A 26,329-nucleotide genomic window follows, 5' to 3' on the forward strand; every position below is an offset into this window, starting at 1 on the left:
ATTAATGTATTATACAATGTAGATAAGATAAAAGTGTAGAGTGAGGTGTAAGTGTGCGTAACGAACAAAAGTTGTTACTTCCGGTATCTGTGTTAGCAATACTTTTATTTATGGGTATCGTTTGGCTGAAGATGCCGCATGATGAACAAGGTAAACAAGAAGTGAAGACAGAACATATTACTGCAGTAGAGAAAGGGTTATATGATTCGGCAGAAGATGCGCAGAAGGCAATGGTGAAAAATATTATAAAGACAGATGATGTAGTTTCTGCTATTTACACACCAAATAAAGCATGGAAGACACAGTTCTATGTGATTCAAGTATCTTATCACAAAAATAAATCAACATATTCCGGGTTTGCATTTGCAGTGCCAGAAGGAAATCAATATCGATTGGTACTGGGTGACGTTAATATTAAGACGTATGACGGCATGCAACCGAAAAAAGATACGATGAAAGTAGGTAAAGATACAGTTCAAATGTATGTAGGTCATCCGGTAAGTAATCCTTTTGAAGACAGTATTCGACACTCGTTTGTTGAAGATCAGGTAGAAGTAGCGTATCAGGTGCAATAGAAAATGCCGAAGTAATCATTTGCTTCGGCAATTTTTTATGAGAAGTTCTTATATACATCTACATATACAATATTTGTATTTTTATTTTATAATAAAAGCTATATAAATTTAACGAGAGGTGTTCATTATGAAATCTATTGATATAGTAATTAATAAATTACCCAAGGATTTACGACAATATGTTGCAGATTGTGATGCTAATGAAGTGATGGGTTATTTTATGGAAGAAGAAGCGGACACAGAATTAGCCTATTTAGTTTCAAATATTGCTACGCATATGGATACAGTTGAGGCACATATCATGGGAGAATCTTTATTTGATATCGCTGTCAATTGGCTAGATCAATCTTATTATTTAGCAGCCTTTCATGGTTTCAGAATTTTAGAATTACAAGAATTTAAGGATGTTGCATCGATGAAAGCATTTATTGGTAATGCAGAACACCCAGATTATGATATTATTCCAAATGCACTTTTTAGATTTGTAGCTGAGAAGATAAAAGCCATCGAACCCAATTACAAACTTCAAATTCCTGATAATGTATATGAAATTGAATTGCCGGATATACTGGATAAGAAAGTGATGAAAGCTATGAAAGGCAAAACTTATGGCTTTAAAGATACTAAATTCGGTATTACGAGAAAAGAATTTGAAGCAATCTTTGGTGAACCGACAGAAGCATTGATCAATATGGGAGAAAAATACGTAACTGCATTGTATTATCGCAGTCGATATAATAATACAATCATCTCTCCGTTCTTTAAAGGAGCAAAAGGGATGGATGAACAGGATTATGTATTTACTGATATTAATTATTATTATGAAATGCATGAGAATATTAGTATGAAAGCATTCATGAAAGTATGGGGTAAACCTGAGCAAAAAGGGATAGCTTTAGGCAATAAAAGTTATCGCTATGGCAACGTCAATGTCTCGTTTGATAAGGATTGGGAAGGAAAGTTTTACGTGAAACAAGTGTGGTTTGGTAATGATGAAAGTGCACAAAAAGAACGCGAAAGATTTGATTTTGAGGTGCATTAGATGATGGAATATAAAAATATTAAAGTGCCGGAAAGAATTTACTGTGTGTAATTTTATCGTAGATAATTAAAAGGTTATAATATAAATAAATAATTTAGAATTGGAGCTGTTGAAGATGAGACTTTATGCAAAGAAAAACTTACTTTCGTGGACACAAGATTTTTCGATTATGAATGAACGGGATGAAGTCGTTTATACGGCGAAAGGTCAGCATGATTTATTAGCACGTAGAAAGTTAAGAATTCTTGATACATATGGTAATGAGTTAGCGTTTATTAAACAACGTGCAGCAGCTTTTTCTACAACGATGGATGTATCAGTGAATGGTTATGAAACACTAACGATTCGCAAGAAGATGTTATCGTTTAGACCGACTTACCTTATTGAAGGAGAAGACTGGATTGTACGTGGTAACTTCTTGAATTATGAATACACGATTGAAGATGGTTCTGGACGTATTGTAGCTGAAATTAGTAAAGAATTCTTTCAATGGAGAGATACATTTGGGATTGATATTCTTGATGAAAGTGTAAATGTAACACACGTTATTGCAATCGTTATGGCGATTCACACGGATATGCAGTCAGGTAACACTACAGTTGCAACATCGGCGACATTATAGCGTATTACCTAAGAAAAAGAAAAGAGGAAGTCAACGGAAGTTGATTTCCTCTTTTCAATTTATTTCACTTTAAAATGCTTATTTATCTGGCTTTCTATTTATTAATTAACGATATAATCTGGTTGTTCGTTATTCAGTTTCTTGTATACATTTTGTGTAACGATATCGGCCATCATATCACGCGCTTCAAATGTTGCGTTTCCGATATGTGGTGTGATGACTACATTGTCTAATTTTTTTAGCTTTTCATTGATTTCAGGTTCGAATTCAAATACATCTAAAGCGGCACCTTCAATAACTTTCGCTTCCAATGCATCAGCAAGTGCTGCTTCATGAACGACAGGCCCACGTGATGCGTTGATTAAATATGCAGTTGATTTCATCATTTCGATTTGTGCTTTATCTATCATATGTTTCATTGATGGATTATAAGCAGAATTAATTGTAATAAAGTCCGATTGCTGTAGCAATTCTTCAAGTGAAACATATTTTGCGCCAGTATCTTTTTCGCGGTCTTCATGACGGTTTGGTCCTGTATATAGAATATCCATATCGAATCCTTTTGCACGGCGTGCCACAGCTTGTCCGATTTCTCCTAAACCGATAATACCAATTGTCTTACCTGAAACTTCACGGCCACGGAAAAATAATGGTGCCCAACCGTTAAATCCGGTCGTACGACATACTTTATCTCCTTCGACAACACGTCTTGCTGCAGCTAGTAGTATCGCAAATGTCAAATCTGCTGTTGCATTTGTTGAAGCTTTCGGCGTATTGGTAACATCGATGTCTTTTGAGCGTGCATATTCCCTATCAATATTGTTAAATCCAGCGCCATAGTTTGCGATGATCTTTAAATTTGGTGCAACATCAATGACATCTTTATCTACATTAGTAGATAGTAAACTAATCAATGCATCTCTATCCGCAATACGTGTGATTAATTCATCCTTAGCGATTAATTTATCTCCTTCGAATACATCAACATCATCGAAGTTTTCTTTTAAGAACTTTAGACCCTTTTCTGGTATTTCGCCGGCTACTAAAACTTTCATTGTGTTACCTCCTCATTTTATATGATGCGTATATTTATATCTTAACAAAAATGATATGTCATTTGCACATAATGAAAATAGGAATGTATACCTATAAGATGTATATTTTGATTAATATTGTCCGCAACGGGTAATGCAAATAATATGTATGAATATGAGTGAAGAAAGGAATGTGAACGACTTGTCAAAATTAAAATCAAATCATGCACTTGTCAAAGCACTTAAACATTGGGAGATTGATCATGTATATGGTATTCCAGGTGATACGATAGATACTGTAATAGATGCATTAAAAGGCGCTGAAGATGAGATTAAATTTTATAATGTACGCCATGAAGAAGTGGCTTCTCTTGCAGCAGCAAGTTATACGAAATTAACTGGTAAAATCGCAGTCTCTGTTGCAATTGGTGGACCTGGCGCAATTCATTTGTTAAATGGTATGTACGACGCTAAGATGGATAATATTCCACAGCTTGTCCTCGTTGGTCAAGCTAACACAGATTTATTAGGTACAAAGTACTTCCAGGAGTTAGATTTAACAGCAATGTTTGCTGATGTTGCTGTGTATAATAAACAACTCGATCAGGCGGAAAATGTATTTGAGGTTGTAAATGAAGCGATACAAACAGCTTACGATAAAAAAGGTGTCGCAGTGCTTTCGATTCCCGGTAATCTATTAAGCACAAAAATAGAAGATCATACAGCAGAAGCACCAATTAAAATGCCAGTACAAACGTCTGAGATTGATCAGGCAAACATTTCAGAAGCAATAAAACTGATTGAACAAAGTAAGCATCCAGTAGTGCTTGCCGGAACAGGAACGAAGCATGCTAAAGAATTACTTGTGCAGTTTATTGAACATGCACAATTACCTTCTATTGTGACTTTACCTGCAAAAGGATTAATTCCTGATACCCATCCAAATATGTTAGGGAACTTAGGGAAAATTGGTACGAAACCTGCATTTGAAGCAACTAAAGAAGCGGACTTATTGATTATGATTGGTACAAACTTTCCATATGTAGATTATCTACCGGATGAAGATGTACCATGTATTCAGATTGATAATAACCCGGAAAATATTGGCACTCGCCATAAAGTGACAGTACCATTGGTGGGTGATTCAAAAGAGATATTGCAATTATTAATTGAAAAATTACCAGCAATAAAAGAAAGACCATTCTTAGAAGCATGTAAAGAAAATATGGCGGAATGGAATCAATGGCTTGATGAAGATAGAACAAATAACAGTTTTCCTTTACGTCCAGAGCGTATTATGGCTGAAGTCGATAAAATAGCTGATGAAGATGCAGTATTCTCGATTGATGTAGGAACATCAACCGTATGGGGAACAAGATATTTAAGACTTGATCATAATCATCGCTTCTTAACTTCACCATGGTTAGGTACGATGGGATGTGCTTTACCTGGAGCAATCGCAAGTAAGATAGCGTATCCAGATCGTCAGGCAATTGCAATTACAGGTGACGGAGCTATGGCAATGGTAATGCAGGACTTTGCTACAGCTGTATACCATAACTTACCGATGATTATTGTTGTATTAAATAATAAACAGTTATCATTCATTAAATATGAACAACAAGCAGCGGGTGAATTAGAGTATGCCATTGATTTTGGTGATATCGATTTTGCTAAATTTGCGGAAAGTTGTGGTGGTGTGGGTATTACTGTAACGAAACCAGAAGAGCTCGCGGGTGCCTTCAGACATGCAAAAGAAGTGAATAAACCAGTGATTATCAATGCTTATGTTGACCCGAATGCGGCACCACTTCCTGGGCAAATTGTATGGGATGAAGCGTTAGGATATGCTAAATTTGAGTTACGATCAATTCTAGAAGAAAATAAATTTGAAAAGATGCCACCATTAAAAACAATTATGAGAAGATTCTTTTGATACAATATAATAATGAAAGAGACAATCACTTAAGATGTTGATTGCTTCTTTTACTAAATAATAAGCATCGAGGAGAAGATGACACGTGGTTAGAAAAATTATACTGGGAATGTTATCCGGACTTTCATTATATATATTGTTGTTAATAGGCGATTATTGTTTTGGTACAAACACTGTCCGACTATTATTAAATATTGATTTTTTGACACATCAAAAAGAAATGGTTTTATGGAAAGAGTTATTACCACACTTTATCGTTAGCATCATCCTCTTCAGTACGCTAGAACAATTATATCGAAAAGGAACATTATTCAAAATAGCGCTACTAATAACTATACTTGTTTTTATTTTGCTGTATTTTTTATTAATAAATATTGCAGTATATCAACAATATTCATCTTCTTTACCGATGTTTTTAGTTTGGATGGTAGGTCATGTTATCTATTTATATATCATATATCAATTTATGAAGGAAGAAAATCACCATGCAAATTTTTAGAGTTAGAGAGAACCATGAAATATCTGCACGTTATTTAGATAATAGAAGATTGTCTAAACAAGTGTTAGAACTTTATCAGATTATTCGTGTGTGTTTATCGGCATTAAATATTATTGATGGGAACATTAGATACTTACACCATCCCATTGTTAAACATGTGTATAATGAAGGTCATCCATATATTTTAGATTGCTTTGCTATGCTAAAAGTGATGGATGATGAACATACACGAAGAGGGGGTAAACGTTCAGAAACATTTAAGAAAGACATCGACATTCTGGCTACTATTATTTCCGAACATAAGCATTTATCTAATCCAGCAGCTCTACCACCATTATATGTATATGGTCCAGATAAGATTTATGGAGAGAATGCTTATATAGCTTATCAGAATTTACTATATGAAAAGTGGTTAAATGATAAAATAGCACCAAGGTGTAGTTTTAAAATTAATAAAATTATGGAGAAAGAATATGAATAAAGATCAATTGATTAAAAAATTACGTATGCAACCACATCCTGAAGGTGGCTATTATTATGAAACATATCGTTCAAATGAAGTAAATGGTGATGGTAGAGTGCTATATACAAGCATCTATTTTCTTTTAGAAACAGGAAATATCTCACATTTTCATCGGATAGATTCAGATGAATTATGGTATTACCAGGGAGGGGATTCTCTTACCGTTCATATGATTCATCCCGATGGTAAGTATGAAGCAGTTAAGTTAGGATTAGATGTAATGAATGGAGAAGTACCACAATTTTTAGTACCGAAGAATACAATTTTCGCTTCAAGTGTCGAAGATGACAATGAATGGAGTTTCGTTGGATGTATGGTATCACCTGGATTTACATTTGAGGGATTTGAATTATTTACGAAAGATGAATTAAAGCAAGTGTATCCGCATTTGGAAGATGTAATTGAGAAATACGCACTAACAACAATAGAGGAGCAATAAAATGAAATTAATAAAATTATTACTGAAAACGATACTAGGATTAGGATTTTTTACGGCAGGAGTACTTCATTTCCTAAGAGAGCCGAATTTTACGAAGATTGTTCCAGGTTATATACCCTTTAAAAAGGAAATTGTCTATATTTCCGGGGTAATTGAGATGATAATGGGCGTTTACTTGATTATCAAAAAACCAAGTGAAAGTGCTAAGAAGTTAATCAATACATTTTTATTAGGGGTATTTCCGGCGAATATTTATATGGCAAGAAAAGGAATTCCGTTAGGTGATAAACGACTACCGAAGAGCGCTTTATATGGGAGATTACCATTGCAATTTGCTTTGATAAAATTGATAAAAATTTTATAAAAAATACTCTTGTTTTTAGTTCGCTATATATGGTGAATGTAATCCGTATTGATAATATTTGTTTGTATATATCAAATTTTGGGTATAAATTTAATAACTCAAAAAGGATGTGAATATGATGAATAAATATATAAAACAATCTTCAGCACTCGTTCTAGGTGCATCATTATTATTAGGTGCTTGTGGCAATAAAGATGATAAATCAGTTGATTATAGTGAAGTGAAGATAAATGCGACTCAGGCAATTGAAACTGCACAAAAAGAAGTTAAAGGTGAACTTAAAAGTATCTCTTTTGACTATGATGATAAAGAGAAAAAATGGGCATATGATGTTAATTTAAGAGATAAAAATGAATCTCATGAAGTGACAGTTGATGCTGTAAGTAACAAAGTACTTAAAAATGAATCAGAAAAAGAAAATGACAAAGAAACAACAATCAATTATAAAGATGTAACACCAGTTGAAGATATCATTGAAGTTGCTAAGAAAGAATACAACGGAGATGTGAAAGAGTGGAGTTTAGATGAAGATGACGGCGTAGTGAAATATGACGTAGAACTAGTTAAAGATGGAAAATCAAAAGAATTTGAAATCGATGCTATGACTAAAGAAATCATCAAACAAGATGCTTAATCATAATATAGAAAAAGCTACAATTCGATAAGAATTGTAGCTTTTTCTGTTTAGATTAATCGAATAAGTAACATATAGTATAACGTTCCTACAGCGATAGATAAAAGCATATTACGTTTCCATGAATGTAATACGATAATCAAAGTTATCGAAAGTATTGCGGGAATATTGGCAGAAGGTAAACTCCATTTAATATCCTTTAATGCATATACTACAAGTAATCCAAATACAGCGGGAGGTAATACACGACCTAAATATTCAATAAGCTCAGGTAATGGTTTATCGTCTTTAAATATGATGAAAGGTAAGAAGCGGGTTAACATTGTAGCGATTGTAACAGAAAAGATAATAATCAGCTGTTCTGCTATTGTCATATGCGCTCACCAACTCTCGTCAAAGGACGTTTAAAGACAATGAAAATGATTAGCATAATTAGCATTGTAGGTAGTACAAAGTAAGACGTACCAAATATTAATAGACAGACAATTGAAATGATTATGCCTAGTGTTGAAAAGCGTCTTCCACCTTTGTACCATTGTTCAAGAAAAATAATTAAAAAGAGTGCTGCCATTACAAATTCTAAACCTTCCAAATCAACTGTAATAAAGCCCCCAATAATACTTCCTAGAAAGGAACCAGTTACCCAGTATAAATGATTGAATAACGTAACATACGTCATAACTAATCCTTTATCAGCATTTTTAGGAATGGATATTGTTTGATTGATTACGAATGTTTCATCACACATACCAAATATTAAATACCATTTCTTTCTCCCGGTACCTTTAAATCGTTCAAGCATTGCAATCCCGTAAAATAGATGTCGTGCGTTGATCATAAGTGCAAGTATAAAAGCACTAAACGGATTAAAGATACCAATCAGCATCGTTGCTGCTACAAATTCCATAGAACCAGCGAAAATACAAGCACTCATAAGAACAGCCATCCATATTGGATGTCCTAAAGAATGCATATATATACCGAAAGTCATTCCGAGAAAGGTAAATCCAGTTAAGATTGGGATAGTAGGTGGAAATGCAACCTTTAATGCGAGTTTATGTCTGTTTTGATCCATACAATCAGCTCCGTACAATATATTATGACTTATCTTACATGAATAAATGATGTCACACAATCACAATTGTTTGAAAATTAAAAAAGTAGCTGGAATTATCCAGCTACTTGATGAGTTTTATTTTATATCGCATATTTCTTCTTGCGCATCAATAAAATGAGTTCGATAAATGTAATGATTAGGAGTGAGACGCCAAATAGAGGCATTAATATTCCCATTAGAATAAGTAATATTGCGAAAAACCAAGTATATTTCATATAAGGCTGTGCCTTCGGTGTTGATAGTTTACCTTTTTGTTTGCGCATAAAATAAATCTTAATACCAAAGAAAGTTAATGTGAGTAAACCAACAATAAATAATAAGTTGATTACTTTATTAGCTAGCCCAAATAAATTCCCTTCATGAAGTGGGATACCGACTGCTATAAACTTCGCAAGTATGCCATAGTCATTAAAGTCGTAAATCGCAAGTTTCATTCCAGAATATTGATCAAGATGAATAGTGCGTTCTTCTAGTGGATTTGCATCTAGACCAGTCACACCTGTTCCTGCAGCCTTAGATAATACATAGGTTCCCTTATCATCCATCGGTACAGTGATACTATAAGGCTTCTTAAATCCTTCCTCTTGCGCAATCATATTAATACGTGTAATCGGTAGTCTGTGGCCATCATGAGATTTTGAATTTGTATGTTCACCACGGGTTGCCCATGCAATCTCGTTATTAGATACAGGTGGTGACTTTACGGATTCAGGGTAACCGACAAGTGAATGATTTACTGCAAAGTCATAAATTTTTGCACCCATAAATCCTGACCAGGGTAATCCAGTTAACACAATCAGTAATAACGGAATACTTAAAACTGTACCGAGCATTGCGTGGAATTTCGCTTGATTTTTACGTTTGATTTTTGAAGCACTGTTTGTAATATATTTACGGAAGAAAGTCATGAACAATCCTGTAATGATCAGGAATATTGCCCAGCAACTCGCAAGCTCCACTAAATAATTAATAAAGGTATTACCAGTTAATAGATTTGAGTGCATTTCACGTGAGAAATTTGAAAATAATTTAGAAGGTTCTATTTCACCTTTTACTTGATTATGATGATCTAGATAGACAACTTTAGAAGCATCATCAGGTCCCATTATGGATACACGTGTGTTGTAATCGCCTTTTAGGAAACTAATCTTCATAACATGATACCCAGGATGACTACTTAGTATGTCACTGATACCATCATTAAGCGATTGTTCTGGTTTATTCGTTTGTTCAAACAACAGATCGTGATTTAATTTGTTTTCTACTTCTGGATAGAATAAATACATGATGCCTGAAATACTTAATGTAATGAGTAGCGGTGTAATGAAAATCGCTGCATAGAAATGCCATCTCCAAAACACATTATTAAAATACTTTTTCACAAACTTTCCTCCATATTTTCACAAGTTAAAATAAATATTAGCATAAAGTACATATAATAAAATCACAAGATTGTGAAAATAATAGGTCAGAAATATGAAAATTTTGTGTATAAATTTTTGTTAAATATTTAAATAATCGTCTTCATTCATATTTTTTATTATGTAAATTAAACATTATAAAAGAAGATCCATGAACATTAAAATAAATTAAGTTGTATTTTACATAGAACTACCATTGTATGTTTCCTTTACATCTATTTTCGAATGTGAGAAAATACTATCGAACAAAAATATTATCTAGTCTTAGTACTAGGTTATAATCAGAAAGAAGGAATATAGATGATTAAGGTAGCTATTCCTGGTGGTTCAAGGCCAGAGATATTAGAAGTGATAACAAAAGCGAAACAATTATATAAAGATGTTGTATCTTTTTTCGTATTTGATACAGAAGAGAATATTGATTCAAATGATGTATGGGTGTATGAGCAATGTGAAACAGAGGGAGATTCTGTTAAACGTGCTGTAGAAATGGCGGCAACTGGAGATGCCCAAGTGCTTATGAAGGGGATGGTTCAAACGCGTACGCTATTAAAAGAAGTACTTCAAAAAGAATATAATCTTCGCGGTCAATCCGTGTTGTCTCATGTGGCGCTTGTTGATTTACCGGGAAATAACAGGCAGTTATTATTAACGGATGCTGCAATGAATATCACACCAACTTCTGAACAGTTAAAGCAAATTGCTGATAATGCCATTGATGTAGCGCATCGCATAGGTATTTCGCAACCTAAAGTGGCTATGATTAGTTCTGCAGAGACATTTAATCCGAAGATGCCATCTTCAGTATTAGCAAGTGAGGTCGTTTCATTATTTAAAAGTAGTGAAAATGCGCTTGTAGCTGGTCCTATTTCTTTTGATTTAGCTACTTCTAAGGAAGCTGCAGATCATAAAGGGTATGACGGGGTTATTCAAGGAGATGCAGATATCTTAGTAGTACCTACAATTGATGTTGGTAATGTAATATATAAAGCTTTCTCAGTAATAGGGAATGCTGTAATTGGAGGGACAATTGTGGGGGCGAAAGTCCCGATCGTTCTTACTTCACGCAGTGATTCTACAGAAAGTAAAATGTACGCTCTAGACTTTGCAGTGCGACAAGTGAGGGACTTATAATGGACGGAAAATACATATTAGTTATTAATCCAGGTTCAACTTCTAGTAAGGTTGCTCTATATTGTAGTGATAATTGTGTAGACGAAAGTATCTTTAGATATACTGTTGATGAGATTGGAAAGTATGATACTGTAATGGATCAAATTGAGATGCGAGAAGAGCGTTTACGTACTTTCTTAGAGTCTCATAATATTTATCCAGGAGATTTAGCAGCAGTTGTTGCCCGTGGTGGACTGATGAAGTCAATAGTTGGAGGCACGTACATAGTGAATGAAGAGATGGTAAATGATCTTCGCTCTGGTACATATGGCATGCATGCTTCAAATTTAGGTGCAATCATCGCTAATGATATTGCGCGTGATTACGGTGTGAAAGCATATACAGTAGATCCGGTTGTAGTTGATGAATTTGAAGATCTCGCACGCATTTCAGGATTTAAAGGTATCGAACGTCGTAGTGTATTTCACGCACTAAATCAAAAAGCTGTGGCACGTAAGGTGTTAGCCGAAGAAGGCATGGATTATTTTGATGCTAATGTGATTGTTACCCATATTGGTGGAGGTATTTCCATTGGTGCACATCAGTCAGGGCGTGTTATTGATTGCGTCAATGCATTTGATGGCGAAGGACCTTATTCACCGGAACGTACCGGTCAACTCCCGTTAATAAATTTTGCGAAGCTCATTATTGAAGAACAGTTAAATATTTCACAAGTGAAATCAATATTAGCTGGAGAAGGTGGTATGAAGTCTTATTTAGGTGAAATTGATATTCAAACGATTGAACAAAAAGCTCTAAACGGAGATGATGAAGCAAAGCTTTATTTTGATGGTATGTGTTATCAGATTGCTAAAGGTATTGCTGAAATGGCAGCTGTATTGAAAGGTGATGTAGATTATATCATTTTAACAGGCGGCGTGAGTTATTCCCAGTATGTTGTTGATAACATAAAATCACACGTTGAGTGGATTTCTGAAGTTAAAGTAATGCCAGGTGAAGAAGAGTTGCTCGCTTTATACGAAGGTGTAATGCGTGTATTGAAGGGTGAAGAGGTTGCGCTAACATATTGATCATTTTATATGAAAACTTAATTTAAGACTTTCATATGAGTCAGATGATATAATTTCTTCAGAAAGACTTAATATGGGAGGTACGATATGAATATTTATATTTCAGATAAAGCATTGCAATGGTTCAAAGACGAGGTTGGTTTAGAAGCGGGGCAGGCAGTTAAATTCTTTGCGAAAATTTATGGATCAAGCAAGATTCAGGAGAGTCACTCTTTAGCATTTACAGTAGATCCGGATTATGATAAAGCAATTGCAAAAGTTGAAGCAGATGGCATTATTTTCTACGTTAACGAAATGGATGAGTGGTTTTTCAAAGATTACGATTTATATATTGAATATGATGAAAAATTACAAGAAGTTGCTTACGATTATAAAAAATAAAAGGAAATAATCTATTTAAAAATAATTTTTTTAAAAAGTTTAAAGCGTTAAAGCACGTGGGTGCAAGGGTTTTCCCTTGCACCCTTTTCATGTTCTCCTAAAGTTTATAAATGGTACTTCTAATATTCTGAAATTATAGTATAATTTCAGAATAGTAATGAATGTTTTTATATTTAAAAAACAAAAGGGGATAGAAAAAATGGAAGACAATCATTTAAAGAGGGGTCTTAGTTCAAGACAAGTCCAAATGATCGCATTAGGTGGTACCATTGGGGTAGGTTTATTCATGGGTGCATCAAGTACGATTAAATGGACAGGACCTTCAGCAATTTTAGCTTATTTAGTTGCTGGATTATTTTTATTTTTAGTAATGCGTGCGATGGGGGAATTAGTTTATTTATTCCCTACAACAGGATCATTTGCTGATTATGCTTCAACATACTTACACCCGGTGTTTGGTTATGTTACAGCATGGGCAAATATATTCCAGTGGGTTGTAGTTGGTATGAGTGAAGTAATCGCTGTTGGACAATATATGCAATATTGGTGGCCAGATTTACCTACCTGGATTCCAGGTATTATCGTAATTGTGACTTTAGCATTAGCGAATATGGCTTCAGTTAAAGCATTCGGAGAATTCGAATTCTGGTTTGCAATGATTAAGATTGTAACAATTGTTTTAATGATTGTAGCCGGTTTAGGTATTATATTATTTGGATTTGGTAACAATGGTAATCCTATTGGATTTGGTAACCTAACGGAACATGGTGGATTCTTCCCTAATGGTATCGTAGGATTCTTCTTTGCACTTTCAATGGTAGTAGGTTCTTACCAAGGGGTAGAATTAATCGGTATTACTGCAGGTGAAACGAAAGATCCACAGAAAAACGTAGTAAAAGCAGTCAATGGTATTATTTGGCGTATTTTAATCTTCTACATTGGTGCAATCTTTGTTATCGTAACTGTTTATCCATGGGATGAATTAGGTAACGTAGGTAGCCCGTTCGTAGCGACATTTGCTAAAGTTGGTATCACAGCTGCAGCAGCAATTATTAACTTCGTAGTGATTACAGCAGCAATGTCTGGTTGTAACTCAGGTATTTTCAGTTCAAGCCGTATGATCTACACATTAGCAAATGAAGGTAAAATGCCGCGTGCATTTGCGAAAGTTATGAAAAATGGTGTACCAGTTTATGCTGTGCTTACGATTTCGATCGGTATCTTCATTGGCGTGATTTTAAATGTAGTATTACCAATGTATATTGATGGCGCAGCAAATATATTCGTATATGTTTATAGTGCATCTATCCTGCCAGGTATGATTCCATGGTTTATGATTTTATTCAGTCATTTACAATACAGAAAACAAAGACCTGATTTAGCTGAAAATCATCCATTTAAAATGCCTTTCGCGCCATTCTCGAACTATATAACAATTGCTTTCTTAGTAATGGTATTAATCGGAATGTTAATTAATGATGAAACACGTGTATCAGTTATTATTGGTATTATCTTCTTATCAGCTATGGCAGGTGTATACTTCTTAAGAGGATTCCAAAAATTAGATGAAGGTCGTAACTTCTTAGATAAATAATTAAGAACAGCAAATTAATATATTTTCAAACCGTTCGTTTTAGCTCAAGCTAAAATGGACGGTTTTTGTGTATTAAAGGGAAGATTTGCAATCTACAATTAGAATGCAATTTTTTATTTTTTTATTTATATATAAAAAGTGTACAATGTTTCTGTTTATTTGAAATGGGAATAAGTAATTTGCATGTAAATATAATATAGGAGGCACTACAATGACTAATGAAAAAGATAAGCAGTTGGAAGCATTTCGTAGAGACCATTCTAAAGATACACCGTTAACGACAAACCAAGGTTTAAAAATGGCAGAAGATGAATTTTCATTAAAAGCAGGAGAACGTGGTCCGACATTATTAGAAGATTTTCATTTCAGAGAAAAGATGACACATTTTGACCATGAGCGTATTCCTGAAAGAATTGTTCATGCGCGTGGTTATGGGGCACATGGTGAATTTGAATTATACGAAGATTTAAGTGAATATACTAAAGCAAAATTTTTAACAGATACGAGTAAGAAGACGCCTGTATTTGTTCGTTTCTCTACTGTCCAAGGCTCAAAAGGATCTAACGATACAGTACGTGATGCGCGTGGATTTGCAACTAAATTCTATACTGAAGAAGGAAACTATGATTTAGTAGGTAACAATATTCCGGTATTCTTTATTCAAGATGCAATTAAATTCCCGGATTTAGTTCACGCTATCAAACCAGAACCACATAATGAAATTCCTCAAGGTGGAACAGCGCATGATACATTCTGGGATTTCTTTGCACAAAACCCTGAGTCAACTCATATGACGATGTGGACCATGAGTGATCGTGGATTACCAAAGAGCTTCCGCACAATGGAAGGATTCGGTGTACATACGTTCCGTTTAATCAACAAAGAAGGAAAATCACACTTCGTTAAATTTCACTGGAAACCATTACTCGGCACGCATTCACTCGTTTGGGATGAAGCGCAGATCATCGCGGGTAAAAACTCAGATTATAATCGTGAAGACTTATATGAAGCTATCGATAAAGGTGATTATCCTGAGTGGGAACTAGGACTTCAAATTTTACCTGAAGAAGATGAGTTTAAATTTGATTTCGATATATTAGATCCAACGAAATTATGGCCAGAAGAAGAAGTGCCAGTAAAACGCGTTGGTAAAATGACTTTAAATCGCAATGTTGATAATGTCTTTGCAGAAACAGAGCAAGTTGCATTCCATCCAGGACATCTTGTACCGGGAATTGACTTTAGTAACGATCCGTTATTACAAGGGCGATTATTCTCATATACTGATACACAGTTATCTCGTCTAGGTGGACCTAACTTCCACCAAATCCCTATTAACAGACCTGTCTGCCCATTTGCGAATAATCAACGTGATGGTATGCACCAATCATTCGTGCATAAAGGACAAACATCTTATCATAACAATGCGATCAATAATAATAATCCTCATACAACACCAGTTGAAGAAGGTGGATTTGAATCATATCATGAGAAGATAGATGCGCATAAAGTACGTGCAAGAAGTGATAGTTTTAAAGAACATTATGCACAAGCAAAATTATACTATAATAGCTTAACGCAACCGGAAAAAGAACATCTAAGAGATGGATTTGCTTTTGAATTAGGTAAGTGTAAGCATGACTTTGTAAAAGAAAATGCGGTTGCCAATATTAATAAAGTAGATAAAGACTTAGCGACTCAAATTGCTGAAAAAATTGGTGTTGATGCACCTACTGCAGATGAAGAAGTTAAGTCAGATAAAAAATCTCCAGCATTAAGCATGGAAAATACAGTTAAAAAATTAGATACATTATCTGTTGCAGTATTAGTAACTGAACAATCAGATGAAGCTAAGATCAAAAAACTATTAACAACACTTGCTGATAATAAGGTAAATTATAAATTAGTGAGCGAGAAAGCATTTAAATTAGGTGAATTGAAAGTTTCTGAAACATTTGATACAGTACATTCTACTTTATTCGATGGTCTGATTGTATTGGATGTTAAAACACCATTATTACCGCCAGTGAAAGATTTCATTGAAGCAGCTAACCGTCACTTTAAAACAATCGGTTACGATACATCTGTTGCTAAAGCGATGGAAGAAACTGCTGTTGATGTAGCACAACCAGGAATTGTTGAATTGGGCGATGATGTAAATAAATATTTAGATGCGCTTGTAGTACAAAGACATTGGGATAGAAAACTATAATAAATATTTGAAAAATGAATGAAAAAATAAAAATGATTAATTAAGTTACTTTTAAAGCCTGTGAATTCACAGGCTTTTTTGATATTCGATAATCCAATATGCACATCACGGTTAATGTATAATAGATTTATAGTATCTATATATTTCCTATAACTTACTACTATTGGGAGGATGTATGACCAACTTAATTAATCATTTACAAACATTAGATTTCAAGAATCATGCATGTATCATTTCAAATACGAATCAGCAAAAAGAAATTATAGCTTATTTTAATCAACGAGATGAATGGATAGAAACTTTTAATACACCTTTTCATGAACGTTTAACAGTGAAAGAACAATTAAAATTTTATATGAGATGGTTCGGTGCAACCTATAATATAGATGATATTTTACGACAGTTTATGTTACTTGAATATAGCAATGTTAAAGTGAAGAAATTAGAATATGATGAATTTGTGTTACTGAAAGTAGCTTTGGCATATGTACAGGATAATAAATTTATCATTTTTAAAGATATATTACATAATTTAAAAGTGGAGACAGTTGATACAATCTTAAATGTACTCTCACAATTTAATGCTGATCATAAAATTCTACATATTCTTTCATATTTAGACCATGGATTATTATTATCAAATGAAATTTATCAGGTGAAAAGATCTCAATTAAAACGTTTAGAAGTATATGAAGACAGAGAAGAATCGAACGAAGCAGCTGATTCAGTTGAAAAAGAACAATCTGCTCAATCATTTAATAATAGCGATGTGCTAGATAGTGTGATAAATAAGCACAATCAAAAAAATATTTCCCAAGAAATAAATTCGAATTTCTCCCGTAGTAACGTATTTAGAATAACCGCCAAGTCAGAAGATAAAACACTATTTATTAATCCTGAAGATGTCGATTATATTGAAGGAGCAGAAGGAAAAGTAAATATTCATTTCAATGGCGAATCATTTAAAGCGGATTACACTTTAAATGAACTTGAAGAAAAACTGAAAGTATATGGTTTCTATAGATGTCATCGTTCTTATATTATCAATCTGCAGAAAGTAACAGAGATGATTACTTGGTCGAAGAATTCATATTCGATTAAAATAGATGGGTTGGAAAATACATTTGTACCTTTGTCACGTAACAAAGTGAAAGAAATTCAAGGATATTTTAATAGTCATACGGTACAATTCACGGAAAATTAAGTACATTTGACGTACATTTTATAGTGAGGAATCATAGTCTTTAATACAATTTGGGTAACAAATTGATTGGAGGCTATTTTTATGACACTTATACAAATGAATGACGTAGTAAAGATGTACGACAGTAAAAAAGCAGTGAATCATTTATCTTTAAATATTAATGAAGGTGAGATATTTGGTCTTCTTGGACCGAGTGGCTCAGGAAAGACAACGACGATTAAGATGCTAACAGGAGAAACATCTATTACAGAAGGTAGCATTCAAGTATTTAAATATAAAGATAAAGCACTTCAAACAGCAGAGTTTAGAGAACAGATTGGGATACTTTCAGATAATAGTGCGCTTTATGAAAGGTTATCAGTATTTGATAATTTAAAAATGTTTGCAGGGCTTTATAAGCAGCCTGTAAATAGAATTGATGAAGTACTTTCATTTGTACAATTAGAAAATGAGAAGAAAACAGTGGTTAAAAAGTTATCGAAAGGGATGCGTCAAAGAATACTGCTTGCAAAGGCTCTAATCCATCAACCTAAACTATTATTCCTGGATGAACCAACTTCAGCCCTAGACCCAAATACGACAAGACATATTCATAAAGGTTTATTAAAATTAAAAGAAAGTGGCACAACGATATTCTTAACAACGCATGATATGGATGAAGCGGAAAGTTTATGTGATCGCATTGCGTTAATTAATAACGGAAAACTTATTGCACTGGATACACCAGATAATTTGAGATATCAACATTCAGATCAGACAATTACCGTGGAAATGAATAATTTAGAGAAGAAAAGAGTGCATAAAGAAGATGTAATGCAAATTACAGATTTACTCAATACGAAACAAGTGAAACGTATTTATACAAACGAACCGACATTAGGCGAAGTATTTATTAAAGTGACTGGAAAGGAGCTTGTTTAAGATGAAAATGAACAGAGTAATGGCAATTGCAGAGAAAGATTTCAAAGAATTTATGAGAAATATGATGTTACTTACGATGCCGATATTGCCAATTGTAATGTCTTTAATATTTAGTAAAACTCCTTTACAAGGAGAGGGGGGGAAAAGTCTGGCAATATTAATGATTGCAATTTGTTTAGGGGCAGTCTTGACTGGAACAATGATGACAATGATAGCTGAAGAAAAAGAGAAGAATACCTTAAGGGGACTTGTTAATTCCCCTGCATCGATGTTGGATATTCTTATAGGCAAAAGTTTAGTAGTGAGTTTCTTTACTATAATTACGATTTTTATAAGCCTAATAATTATAGATGTCAGTGTACTTACAAATGGAAAAATGATTATAGGATTTATTCTATTATTCTTATTTTTCCTATTTATAGGAATTGCTATAGGTTTAGCAGTTAAGAATGTATCTGAAACTAGTGTATACTATTTACCAGTACTATTTTTATTTGCAATGGCACCAACCTTCTCTAATATGGGGTTTGATAAAGATAATTTCTTTGTGAAACTCAATAGTTATAGTCCTACAGCGCAATATGACTTATTAGCTCAAAATAATGATATAAAACATATTATTATTATTGGGATTTGGACACTCATTTCGTTTATTATCACAGCATTTTTGTTCAAGAAAAACTCCATAGATTAAAAAAGAGAGCCACTCGGCTCTCTTTTATATTATATCCATAATCATCTTAATCGCTGAGATGATTATTAAAGCAGTCAGTATATATCTTAATACTGTTTGATTTGTTTGTTTAGATACTTTTGTGCCAAGTGGAGCAAATATTAAACTGGCGATAATTAACGGTAGTGCATGTTCAATATCGACACTGCCTGTTATGAATTTCGTGAAGAATGTGCCGATTGATGATACGAAAGCAACGATGATACTGTTAGCAACAACAACTCTAAAGGGTACTTTAAAGAATGTAAGCAGGATCGGTACGATTAAGAATGCTCCTCCAGCACCTACAATTCCTGATAATATTCCTATTAATGCAGCTACAATAAATAATGCTATTTTATTATACTTTGCATTCGTGTCATTTGGGTTCACTTTAATAAACATAAGGATGACCGCCACAATAGCGAGAAATGTATACACGATATTGATGATACTTTCATCAAATACCGATGCGACATATGCGCCTGTAATACTTCCTGAAAGAATACCGATACTCATCGGTATTATAATAGAAGAATTAAGGTTTTCGTTTTTTCTTTGGCTAATACTACCACTTAATGTACTAAAGAATACCTGAGCGGCAGTGAGACCTGCTGCTGCTGTTGGTGTCATATCGATATTAAATACTGGTGGAATAAATAGTAGCATCGGATACATAATAATTGCACCACCAATACCAATAAGCCCTGAAAGGAATGCACCGAGTGCTCCAATAATAGCAAATAATATAAATGCCACTATAAAGCTTCCCAATCTAGCATGCCACCATCTACATTAGTCGTTTTTATTCCTAAACCACTTAAATACTGAGAAGCTTGCCCACTTCGGTTACCTGATCTGCAAATGATGTGATAGTGTTCATCTTTATTGAACTGATCAGTATTTTCTGCTAATACTGATAGGGGTATATTAACTGCTTCTTGAATATGATGCTCTTCATATTCATAAACTTCTCTCACATCGATGAGATTGATTTTTTTCTGGTCTAATAGTGATTTTAATGTTTCGACATTAATTGTTTGATAGTTTGTCATTTTAATTACCTACTTTTTATTAACAGATCAACAGCTTGTTTTACAAGTTCATCTGTATCTTCATTATTTTTAACGCTTTCTTTAACGCATTCAGTTAAATTTTCACTAACAATCACTCCAATTAAGCGTTCAATCCCACTACGTGATGCGCTAAGCTGCATGACAACGTCTCTGCAATCTTTTCCTTCTTCCATCATTTTAATGACACCATTTAATTGGCCTTGTATACGCTTAAGTCTGTTCATTGCACTTTTATCGTATTCCATAGTTATAACCTCTTTCTGTTTTGTAATGTCTATTACTATATACCTAATGGGGTATTTTTGTCAATTATAAAAATAGGGGGTGGGGTATTTGACATGCTGGTATATATAGTTTAATATACCCCTATAGGTATTTAATTGAGGAGGAAAAATTAATGAACAGAAAAATAGTGATCGTTGGTGGAGTGGCAGGTGGTGCTACAGCAGCAGCACGTTTAAGAAGACTAAATGAACAAGATGAAATTACTTTAATCGAAAGAGGTAGCTACGTTTCGTTTGCTAATTGTGGATTACCATATCACATTGGTGATGAAATAAAAGATAGAAGTAAATTATTGATTCAGACACCAGAACTTATGGAAAGTAGAATGAATATCAATGTTATGACAGATACAAATGTCGTAGCAATTAACAGAGAAAACAAAACAATTACGATTGAGAGGGATGGACAACCAAGTGAAATGGCATATGATGTCTTAATACTTTCAACTGGTGCAAAATCTATTCACGTCCCTATTGAAGGTGCGGATCTTGAGCATGTATTTTCATTAAGAAATATTCCGGATATGGATAAAATCATTGCATATATTAAAGAAAATAATGTGAAGTCAGCAGCAGTCATCGGTGGAGGGTTTATTGGCTTAGAGATGGCTGAGAACTTGAAAGCAATCGATTTAGATGTTGCCTTATTTGAGTTAGGTGAACAAGTGATGCCGGGTATTGATATGGATATGGCAGTTGAGCTTCATAACCACATGATCAGTAAAGGTGTAGATTTAAGATTGAAGCAATCGATAGACAAGATAGATGAGCACACTGTTGTATCAAGTAATGGTGATGTTGTGAATGCTGATATGATCATTATGGCCATTGGAGTATTACCGGAATCTACATTAGCAGAGGAAGCAGGATTAGATTTAGGTGTGAAGAAAGCAATTAAGACAAATGACGTATTCCAAACCTCGGATGCATCAATCTATGCCATTGGTGATGTTGCAGAAGTAACGCATGCGATTAGTGAACAAGATGCTCACATTCCACTTGCATGGATTGCTAATCGACAAGGCAGATTGCTTGCTGATCATTTAAATGGAAAAACAATCGAGAAATTCAATCCGATTGGTACAGCTATTGCTAAAGTGTTCGACCTGAATGTTGCGAGTACAGGTTTAAATGAGAAGGTTTTAAAAACTTTAGGAAAACAATATCATGTTATTCATGTGTCTGGTCAATCTAATGCAAGTTATTATCCTGGTGCAGCGCCGATGACAATCAAAGTAATATTTTCTCCAGAAGGAGAGATTTACGGGGCACAGATCGTTGGACGAAAAGGTATAGATAAACGTATTGATCTAATTGCCAGTGCGATTACATTTGGCCAGAAAGTTACAGATTTACAACGTATTGAAATTGCATATGCTCCACCATTCTCGTCTGCAAAAGATCCGGTGAATATGGCTGGATATATTGCACAAAATGTATTAGAAGATGACATGAAATTGATGCAGGTGAGTGAAATTGAGGATACTGAACATCAGATTATCGATGTAAGAGAACCTATTGAATATGAAATGGGACATATTAAAGATGCTAAAAATATACCGTTAGGTGAATTAAGAACGCGTTTGTCAGAAATTGATAAGCAAATGCCGGTTGTTATTTATTGTCAGGTTGGACAACGTGGATATAATGCAGCCCGTATTTTAAAAAATGAAGGATTCGATGTTATTAATTTAGATGGTGGTTACAAATTATATAAACAGAATTACTTATCGCAACCACAAAATACATCAAACTCATCTCAAATTAAGGATGAGGCGAATATAAATAAAAATAATGAAGAAAATATAAACTTTACAGAACAAAATGAAAAGGTGAATCAAATGACATTAAGAGAAGATAGAAGATTTGTAGAAGCAAGTGGATTGCAATGTCCAGGTCCAATATTAAAAGTAAAAGAAAATTTAGATGGTATGCAGGATGGTGAACAACTAGAAATCCACGTTACAGACTTCGGTTTCTGTCAAGATATCGAATCATGGGCTAAAGTGACAGGCAATACAGTTGTGAAGAATGAGACAGAAGGAAGTAAAGTGGTTGCCGTTATTCAAAAAGGTCAGAGTCTACCAGTGAATGTGATGGACGATAGTAATGGTCACCAATTAGTTGAAACTAAGACTGGTGCTACAATGGTTGTGTTTAGCGGAGACTTAGATAAGGCTTTAGCGTCATTTATTATAGCAACCGGTGCTGCTTCTATGGGTAAAGAAGTGACGATGTTCTTTACTTTCTGGGGTCTTAATGTAATCAAACGCCCAGGAATAAAAGTAGATAAACAAGGTTTAGATAAAATGTTTAGTCAAATGATGCCGAAACATGCAGGAAAATTACCTATTTCTAAAATGAATATGGGTGGTATGGGGTCTAGAATGATTAAGCATGTTATGAATAAGAAGAAAGTAGATTCGTTAGAAGTGATGATTGAAAAAGCACAAAGTATGGGCATCAAGATGGTAGCCTGCACAATGAGTATGGATATTATGGCTGTTTCACGTGAAGAGTTAATTGAAGGTGTTGAATATGGTGGTGTAGCAACATACTTAGGTGATACTGAAAAAGCAAACTTAAACTTATTTATTTAATTGATAATGGAGGTGAAACAATGTATTTTAAATCATTTTTTAATCAGCAATTAGCACAAATGTCTTATTTAGTAGGTTGTCAAAAGACAGGAGAAGCAATCATCATCGATCCGCTGAGAGATCTTACACCTTATATTGAAGCTGCAGAGCAAGAAGGGCTGACGATTAATAAAGTAACTGAAACGCATATTCATGCAGACTTTGCTTCTGGGTTAAGAGAAGCGAATGAAACGTTAAATGCTAAAGCATTTGTCTCTGGATTAGGTGGAGATGACTGGTCATATCAGCATATTAATGGAGATTATCAATTACTAAAAGAAGACGTTATTATTAACGTCGGCAATGTAAAACTTAAAGTGATCCATACACCAGGACATACGCCTGAAAGTATTAGTTTTCTATTGTTTGATAATGCAACAGAAGTACCGATGGGACTCTTTACTGGAGACTTTATCTTCGTAGGAGATGTCGGTCGTCCGGATTTATTAGAGGAAGCAGCCGGCATAAAAGATACTACTGAAATCGGTGCAAAAGCAATGTTTGAATCACTTAAAAAGATGGATGAATTACCAGATTATATTCAAATATGGCCGGGACATGGTGCAGGCAGTGCCTGTGGTAAGTCACTTGGTTCAGTTCCGGTAACAACTTTAGGGTATGAACGTGAAAAGAGTTGGGCATTTCAAATTAAAGATGAAGCAACTTTCATTAAAACATTAACAAGTGAGCAACCAGAACCACCATATTATTTCAAAGAAATGAAACATATGAATCGCGATGGTGTAGCATTGATGGATAATAAACCGGTGCCGCCATTACAAAAATTATTTGACAGTGTTAAAGTTATTGATTTAAGAGCAAAAGAAATTTACCTAAATAACTTAAGTGACGGCATTAACGTGCCTTATAACAGTAAATTTTTAGGGTTTGCAGGATGGTATCTGGACTACGAAACACCGATTCAGTTAATCGGTTCGTTCGAAGAAGTTCAGAACGCAGCAAATGACTTAAAATTAATAGGATTTGATAATGTGATTGGTTACATTAAAAATGCGTCTAGTGAATCAATGAATCAAATTGAACCACAAGATTTCAAATCAATCGATCATTCACAAATTAATATTTTGGATGTACGCAACAATCTGGAATGGCAAGAATCACATTTTGATAATGCAAAACATGTGCATTTTGGTAAATTAGAAAAAGAGGAAATACCATTTAAAAAAGATGAAAGAATTTATGTTCATTGTCAATCAGGTGTCAGAAGTGCGATAGCAGTGAGTGTGTTACATCAATTAGGATATAACGATATTATAAATATTAAAGGTGGATATAGTGCTGTTAAACAGTAAAATAAATTATCTTTATAATATTGACTTTAATTGTATTGTAGTTGAAAATATGAACTAATTCATACAATTAAAGAGGGATATTATGCACAAAGATTTTGTGACAGATGAAGAAATTCATGCAATGGGTGTGCCTTTTGAGTTATTATCTGCCTGGATGACAAATGGTTTAATTCAGGTCGCGTACCAGGCAAATCATGTTCGCTACTTCTGGACAAAGGATGTAAATTTATTAAAACAGCAATTTAATATAAAATAAAACAGCGGCATCTTTAAAATAAGATGCTGCTGTTTTTTAAATATTGTACATCATATTTTTCAGCAAGTTGCTTTAGTAAAATATGAAGTTCTGATTCGTTGCTATCAAAGTTTTGAATAAATGTTTGATATTGTGATTTTTCATCTTCAGTAGCAATTTTTTTAAAATATCCCCACATATGCTGATAGCTATTTAACTTCGAGCCTCTCGTTGGTGTCATGCGATATGTTTCATAAATAATCTGTTCTAATATGTGTATATCATCCAGTTGTTCACGCATCAGTTGACGAATAGAGTTATATTGATTCTGATTATAGTACATCACTTTATACTTTTCTTTTCGCCACAGATTTTCAACTGCTTTCTTTCCTTCTTTATTCACCATACAACTGCTCCAGAGCTAACTGTACGTTAGGATATTTAAATGTATATCCCGCCTGCAATAGATGATGCGGTAATACGCTTTGTCCTTTTGTAACCATTACGGATTGCTCTCCTAGTACAATGTCCATTACTTTGTTGGGTACTTTCGTCCAGTGTGGTCGGTGTATAACACGCGCGATTACTGTTCCGAGCTGTTGTTGTGTTACAGGTTGAGGAGAAGTCATATTAAATATACCTGTTAATTGTTTGTCATAAATATAAAGCATACTTTCTGCAAGATCCTCGATATGAATCCAGCTGTATGGCTGCTGTCCATCACCAATATTACCACCTGCAAAGAATTGATAAGGCTTTATCATCAAAGGCAATGCCCCGCCTTGGTTAGAAAAAACTATCCCAAATCTGCAGATTGCTGTTTCTACCCCTAAAGATTCAATTTTTCGAGCTGTTTGTTCCCATAGATAAACAGTCTTTGATAAGAAATCAAATGGTAAGAATGTATTTGTTTCGTCATAAGTTAATGATTTAGAAGCTGGATAGTAACCTACCGCACTTGCTGATATAAAGAAAGGTTTCTTGTTGAGAGATTCAAATAACGGAATAAGCTTTTCAGTACTTTCAATACGACTTTTGATGATCGCTTCTTTATGTTCTTTCGTCCATCTCTTATTTAAAGATGCCCCAGCCAGATTAACTACTAAATCTAATTGTGGTACTGCCTTATACCAATCATCTTTTTTCCAGCTGATATAGCTGATGCCATTCGAACTTTGTTTATCGCTTCTCGTTGTAATATAAATATGCGCATGTTTATATTTTTGCTGAATAGTGTTTATAAGAGCTGAACCTACTAGTCCTGTACCGCCTGTAATTAAAATGTTCATATGCAACCTCCATCAGTATTGGTATTTTATACTATTATATCGATTATCGCTTATTTATT

At 34.1% G+C, this 26,329-nt stretch carries 29 protein-coding genes; 20 read left to right on the forward strand and 9 right to left on the reverse strand.

What is annotated here, in order from left to right; genetic code table 11:
• Positions 1-53 precede the first annotated feature (53 nt).
• From HT586_RS00850 to HT586_RS00860, 3 genes are all read left to right on the forward strand, one after another.
• Entirely contained in the window at positions 54-575 is a 522-nt protein-coding gene (locus tag HT586_RS00850; protein WP_133353765.1) for a hypothetical protein, read from the forward strand.
• Positions 576-702: 127 nt separating this feature from the next.
• Entirely contained in the window at positions 703-1,617 is a 915-nt protein-coding gene (locus tag HT586_RS00855; RefSeq protein ID WP_203546022.1) for a hypothetical protein, read from the forward strand.
• A gap of 115 nt (positions 1,618-1,732) precedes the next feature.
• Positions 1,733-2,239 (forward strand): LURP-one-related/scramblase family protein, encoded by a 507-nt coding sequence (locus HT586_RS00860; protein ID WP_133353767.1) that lies wholly within the window; start codon positions 1,733-1,735, stop codon positions 2,237-2,239.
• A 101-nt stretch (positions 2,240-2,340) separates the two neighbouring features.
• Here HT586_RS00860 and HT586_RS00865 read toward each other — a convergent pair whose 3' ends face one another.
• Complete coding sequence (locus HT586_RS00865) at positions 2,341-3,294, reverse strand: NAD(P)-dependent oxidoreductase (protein ID WP_203546023.1); 954 nt, start codon at positions 3,292-3,294, stop codon at positions 2,341-2,343.
• Between the two features lie 181 nt (positions 3,295-3,475).
• Here HT586_RS00865 and HT586_RS00870 point away from each other — a divergent pair, with 181 nt between their 5' ends.
• From HT586_RS00870 to HT586_RS00895, 6 genes are all read left to right on the forward strand, one after another.
• Positions 3,476-5,209, forward strand: coding sequence for a pyruvate oxidase (locus HT586_RS00870; protein WP_133353769.1), 1,734 nt, complete (start codon positions 3,476-3,478; stop codon positions 5,207-5,209).
• Between the two features lie 85 nt (positions 5,210-5,294).
• Positions 5,295-5,708, forward strand: a complete 414-nt coding sequence (locus HT586_RS00875) for a hypothetical protein (RefSeq protein WP_203546024.1) — start codon at positions 5,295-5,297, stop codon at positions 5,706-5,708.
• On the forward strand, positions 5,695-6,189 hold the full coding sequence (locus HT586_RS00880; protein WP_203546025.1) for a pyrimidine dimer DNA glycosylase/endonuclease V: 495 nt from the start codon (positions 5,695-5,697) through the stop codon (positions 6,187-6,189). Before HT586_RS00875 ends, HT586_RS00880 begins: the two co-directional genes overlap by 14 nt.
• Entirely contained in the window at positions 6,182-6,670 is a 489-nt protein-coding gene (locus HT586_RS00885) for a cupin domain-containing protein (protein WP_203546026.1), read from the forward strand. Before HT586_RS00880 ends, HT586_RS00885 begins: the two co-directional genes overlap by 8 nt.
• 1 nt (position 6,671) lies before the next feature.
• Complete coding sequence (locus HT586_RS00890; protein ID WP_133353770.1) at positions 6,672-7,034, forward strand: DoxX family protein; 363 nt, start codon at positions 6,672-6,674, stop codon at positions 7,032-7,034.
• Between the two features lie 118 nt (positions 7,035-7,152).
• Complete coding sequence (locus HT586_RS00895) at positions 7,153-7,668, forward strand: PepSY domain-containing protein (protein WP_188017817.1); 516 nt, start codon at positions 7,153-7,155, stop codon at positions 7,666-7,668.
• Positions 7,669-7,718: 50 nt separating this feature from the next.
• Here the strand turns inward: HT586_RS00895 and HT586_RS00900 are convergent, their stop codons facing one another.
• From HT586_RS00900 to HT586_RS00910, 3 genes are all read right to left on the reverse strand, one after another.
• Positions 7,719-8,042, reverse strand: a complete 324-nt coding sequence (locus tag HT586_RS00900; RefSeq protein WP_096077649.1) for a branched-chain amino acid transporter permease — start codon at positions 8,040-8,042, stop codon at positions 7,719-7,721.
• Positions 8,039-8,743, reverse strand: a complete 705-nt coding sequence (locus HT586_RS00905; protein WP_188017818.1) for an AzlC family ABC transporter permease — start codon at positions 8,741-8,743, stop codon at positions 8,039-8,041. Before HT586_RS00905 ends, HT586_RS00900 begins: the two co-directional genes overlap by 4 nt.
• Positions 8,744-8,865: 122 nt before the next feature.
• The gene (locus HT586_RS00910; protein WP_133353772.1) at positions 8,866-10,167 is read right to left on the reverse strand and encodes a PepSY-associated TM helix domain-containing protein; all 1,302 of its coding nucleotides are present in this window, start codon (positions 10,165-10,167) and stop codon (positions 8,866-8,868) included.
• Between the two features lie 339 nt (positions 10,168-10,506).
• Between HT586_RS00910 and HT586_RS00915 the strand changes: the two genes are divergently transcribed.
• The 8 genes from HT586_RS00915 to HT586_RS00950 all read left to right on the forward strand — a co-directional run bounded on the left by HT586_RS00915 (position 10,507) and on the right by HT586_RS00950 (position 19,416).
• The gene (locus HT586_RS00915) at positions 10,507-11,340 is read left to right on the forward strand and encodes a phosphate acyltransferase (protein ID WP_096077646.1); all 834 of its coding nucleotides are present in this window, start codon (positions 10,507-10,509) and stop codon (positions 11,338-11,340) included.
• Positions 11,340-12,410: a butyrate kinase gene (gene buk, locus HT586_RS00920; RefSeq protein WP_133353774.1), complete on the forward strand. Its 1,071-nt coding sequence runs from the start codon at positions 11,340-11,342 to the stop codon at positions 12,408-12,410. The genes HT586_RS00915 and buk overlap by 1 nt, the downstream gene beginning before the upstream one ends.
• An 87-nt stretch (positions 12,411-12,497) precedes the next feature.
• Positions 12,498-12,791 carry a HesB/YadR/YfhF family protein gene (locus tag HT586_RS00925; protein WP_096077644.1) on the forward strand — a complete coding sequence of 98 codons (294 nt, stop codon included), beginning with the start codon at positions 12,498-12,500 and terminating at the stop codon, positions 12,789-12,791.
• 199 nt (positions 12,792-12,990) lie between these two features.
• Positions 12,991-14,385: an amino acid permease gene (locus HT586_RS00930; protein ID WP_096077643.1), complete on the forward strand. Its 1,395-nt coding sequence runs from the start codon at positions 12,991-12,993 to the stop codon at positions 14,383-14,385.
• Between the two features lie 211 nt (positions 14,386-14,596).
• Entirely contained in the window at positions 14,597-16,597 is a 2,001-nt protein-coding gene (locus HT586_RS00935; protein WP_238999282.1) for a catalase, read from the forward strand.
• 175 nt (positions 16,598-16,772) lie between these two features.
• Positions 16,773-17,801 carry a LytTR family DNA-binding domain-containing protein gene (locus HT586_RS00940; RefSeq protein ID WP_238999284.1) on the forward strand — a complete coding sequence of 343 codons (1,029 nt, stop codon included), beginning with the start codon at positions 16,773-16,775 and terminating at the stop codon, positions 17,799-17,801.
• An 81-nt stretch (positions 17,802-17,882) separates the two neighbouring features.
• Entirely contained in the window at positions 17,883-18,722 is an 840-nt protein-coding gene (locus HT586_RS00945; RefSeq protein ID WP_096077641.1) for an ABC transporter ATP-binding protein, read from the forward strand.
• Position 18,723: 1 nt separating this feature from the next.
• Complete coding sequence (locus HT586_RS00950) at positions 18,724-19,416, forward strand: ABC transporter permease subunit (protein ID WP_096077640.1); 693 nt, start codon at positions 18,724-18,726, stop codon at positions 19,414-19,416.
• Positions 19,417-19,440: 24 nt separating this feature from the next.
• Here HT586_RS00950 and HT586_RS00955 read toward each other — a convergent pair whose 3' ends face one another.
• Genes HT586_RS00955 through HT586_RS00965 form a run of 3 tightly spaced genes read right to left on the reverse strand, consistent with a single transcriptional unit; the run spans position 19,441 to position 20,755 of the window.
• Positions 19,441-20,193 carry a sulfite exporter TauE/SafE family protein gene (locus tag HT586_RS00955; protein WP_238999286.1) on the reverse strand — a complete coding sequence of 251 codons (753 nt, stop codon included), beginning with the start codon at positions 20,191-20,193 and terminating at the stop codon, positions 19,441-19,443.
• The gene (locus HT586_RS00960; protein ID WP_188017825.1) at positions 20,193-20,489 is read right to left on the reverse strand and encodes a rhodanese-like domain-containing protein; all 297 of its coding nucleotides are present in this window, start codon (positions 20,487-20,489) and stop codon (positions 20,193-20,195) included. Before HT586_RS00960 ends, HT586_RS00955 begins: the two co-directional genes overlap by 1 nt.
• A gap of 5 nt (positions 20,490-20,494) precedes the next feature.
• Positions 20,495-20,755: a metal-sensitive transcriptional regulator gene (locus HT586_RS00965; protein ID WP_096077637.1), complete on the reverse strand. Its 261-nt coding sequence runs from the start codon at positions 20,753-20,755 to the stop codon at positions 20,495-20,497.
• Between the two features lie 152 nt (positions 20,756-20,907).
• Between HT586_RS00965 and HT586_RS00970 the strand changes: the two genes are divergently transcribed.
• The 3 genes from HT586_RS00970 to HT586_RS00980 all read left to right on the forward strand — a co-directional run bounded on the left by HT586_RS00970 (position 20,908) and on the right by HT586_RS00980 (position 25,002).
• Positions 20,908-23,394 carry a DsrE/DsrF/DrsH-like family protein gene (locus tag HT586_RS00970; protein WP_203546028.1) on the forward strand — a complete coding sequence of 829 codons (2,487 nt, stop codon included), beginning with the start codon at positions 20,908-20,910 and terminating at the stop codon, positions 23,392-23,394.
• 20 nt (positions 23,395-23,414) lie between these two features.
• On the forward strand, positions 23,415-24,746 hold the full coding sequence (locus HT586_RS00975) for an MBL fold metallo-hydrolase (protein ID WP_203546029.1): 1,332 nt from the start codon (positions 23,415-23,417) through the stop codon (positions 24,744-24,746).
• An 82-nt stretch (positions 24,747-24,828) separates the two neighbouring features.
• The gene (locus tag HT586_RS00980) at positions 24,829-25,002 is read left to right on the forward strand and encodes a hypothetical protein (protein WP_157742234.1); all 174 of its coding nucleotides are present in this window, start codon (positions 24,829-24,831) and stop codon (positions 25,000-25,002) included.
• Positions 25,003-25,015: 13 nt separating this feature from the next.
• On the opposite strand, the gene HT586_RS00985 is transcribed toward HT586_RS00980, so the two are convergent.
• Positions 25,016-25,387, reverse strand: a complete 372-nt coding sequence (locus HT586_RS00985) for a YbgA family protein (protein WP_111745305.1) — start codon at positions 25,385-25,387, stop codon at positions 25,016-25,018.
• Positions 25,377-26,270: a TIGR01777 family oxidoreductase gene (locus HT586_RS00990; protein WP_203546030.1), complete on the reverse strand. Its 894-nt coding sequence runs from the start codon at positions 26,268-26,270 to the stop codon at positions 25,377-25,379. The genes HT586_RS00985 and HT586_RS00990 overlap by 11 nt, the downstream gene beginning before the upstream one ends.
• Between the last annotated feature and the right edge of the window lie 59 nt (positions 26,271-26,329).

It is taken from the genome of Macrococcoides bohemicum (assembly GCF_016865215.1).
Lineage (GTDB): Bacteria > Bacillota > Bacilli > Staphylococcales > Staphylococcaceae > Macrococcoides > Macrococcoides bohemicum.

Excerpts from the sequence above, each read along its gene's own strand:
- HT586_RS00985 (WP_111745305.1), bottom strand. The coding sequence starts at position 25,387 with ATGGTGAATAAAGAAGGAAAGAAAGCAGTTGAAAATCTGTGGCGAAAA.
- HT586_RS00980 (WP_157742234.1), top strand. The coding sequence starts at position 24,829 with ATGCACAAAGATTTTGTGACAGATGAAGAAATTCATGCAATGGGTGTG.
- HT586_RS00895 (WP_188017817.1), top strand. The coding sequence starts at position 7,153 with ATGAATAAATATATAAAACAATCTTCAGCACTCGTTCTAGGTGCATCA.
- HT586_RS00930 (WP_096077643.1), top strand. The coding sequence starts at position 12,991 with ATGGAAGACAATCATTTAAAGAGGGGTCTTAGTTCAAGACAAGTCCAA.
- HT586_RS00890 (WP_133353770.1), top strand. The coding sequence starts at position 6,672 with ATGAAATTAATAAAATTATTACTGAAAACGATACTAGGATTAGGATTT.
- HT586_RS00960 (WP_188017825.1), bottom strand. The coding sequence starts at position 20,489 with ATGACAAACTATCAAACAATTAATGTCGAAACATTAAAATCACTATTA.
- HT586_RS00900 (WP_096077649.1), bottom strand. The coding sequence starts at position 8,042 with ATGACAATAGCAGAACAGCTGATTATTATCTTTTCTGTTACAATCGCT.
- HT586_RS00880 (WP_203546025.1), top strand. The coding sequence starts at position 5,695 with ATGCAAATTTTTAGAGTTAGAGAGAACCATGAAATATCTGCACGTTAT.
- HT586_RS00945 (WP_096077641.1), top strand. The coding sequence starts at position 17,883 with ATGACACTTATACAAATGAATGACGTAGTAAAGATGTACGACAGTAAA.
- HT586_RS00885 (WP_203546026.1), top strand. The coding sequence starts at position 6,182 with ATGAATAAAGATCAATTGATTAAAAAATTACGTATGCAACCACATCCT.
- HT586_RS00905 (WP_188017818.1), bottom strand. The coding sequence starts at position 8,743 with ATGGATCAAAACAGACATAAACTCGCATTAAAGGTTGCATTTCCACCT.
- HT586_RS00865 (WP_203546023.1), bottom strand. The coding sequence starts at position 3,294 with ATGAAAGTTTTAGTAGCCGGCGAAATACCAGAAAAGGGTCTAAAGTTC.
- buk (WP_133353774.1), top strand. The coding sequence starts at position 11,340 with ATGGACGGAAAATACATATTAGTTATTAATCCAGGTTCAACTTCTAGT.
- HT586_RS00965 (WP_096077637.1), bottom strand. The coding sequence starts at position 20,755 with ATGGAATACGATAAAAGTGCAATGAACAGACTTAAGCGTATACAAGGC.
- HT586_RS00855 (WP_203546022.1), top strand. The coding sequence starts at position 703 with ATGAAATCTATTGATATAGTAATTAATAAATTACCCAAGGATTTACGA.
- HT586_RS00990 (WP_203546030.1), bottom strand. The coding sequence starts at position 26,270 with ATGAACATTTTAATTACAGGCGGTACAGGACTAGTAGGTTCAGCTCTT.
- HT586_RS00970 (WP_203546028.1), top strand. The coding sequence starts at position 20,908 with ATGAACAGAAAAATAGTGATCGTTGGTGGAGTGGCAGGTGGTGCTACA.
- HT586_RS00915 (WP_096077646.1), top strand. The coding sequence starts at position 10,507 with ATGATTAAGGTAGCTATTCCTGGTGGTTCAAGGCCAGAGATATTAGAA.
- HT586_RS00950 (WP_096077640.1), top strand. The coding sequence starts at position 18,724 with ATGAAAATGAACAGAGTAATGGCAATTGCAGAGAAAGATTTCAAAGAA.
- HT586_RS00940 (WP_238999284.1), top strand. The coding sequence starts at position 16,773 with ATGACCAACTTAATTAATCATTTACAAACATTAGATTTCAAGAATCAT.
- HT586_RS00925 (WP_096077644.1), top strand. The coding sequence starts at position 12,498 with ATGAATATTTATATTTCAGATAAAGCATTGCAATGGTTCAAAGACGAG.
- HT586_RS00975 (WP_203546029.1), top strand. The coding sequence starts at position 23,415 with ATGTATTTTAAATCATTTTTTAATCAGCAATTAGCACAAATGTCTTAT.
- HT586_RS00935 (WP_238999282.1), top strand. The coding sequence starts at position 14,597 with ATGACTAATGAAAAAGATAAGCAGTTGGAAGCATTTCGTAGAGACCAT.
- HT586_RS00860 (WP_133353767.1), top strand. The coding sequence starts at position 1,733 with ATGAGACTTTATGCAAAGAAAAACTTACTTTCGTGGACACAAGATTTT.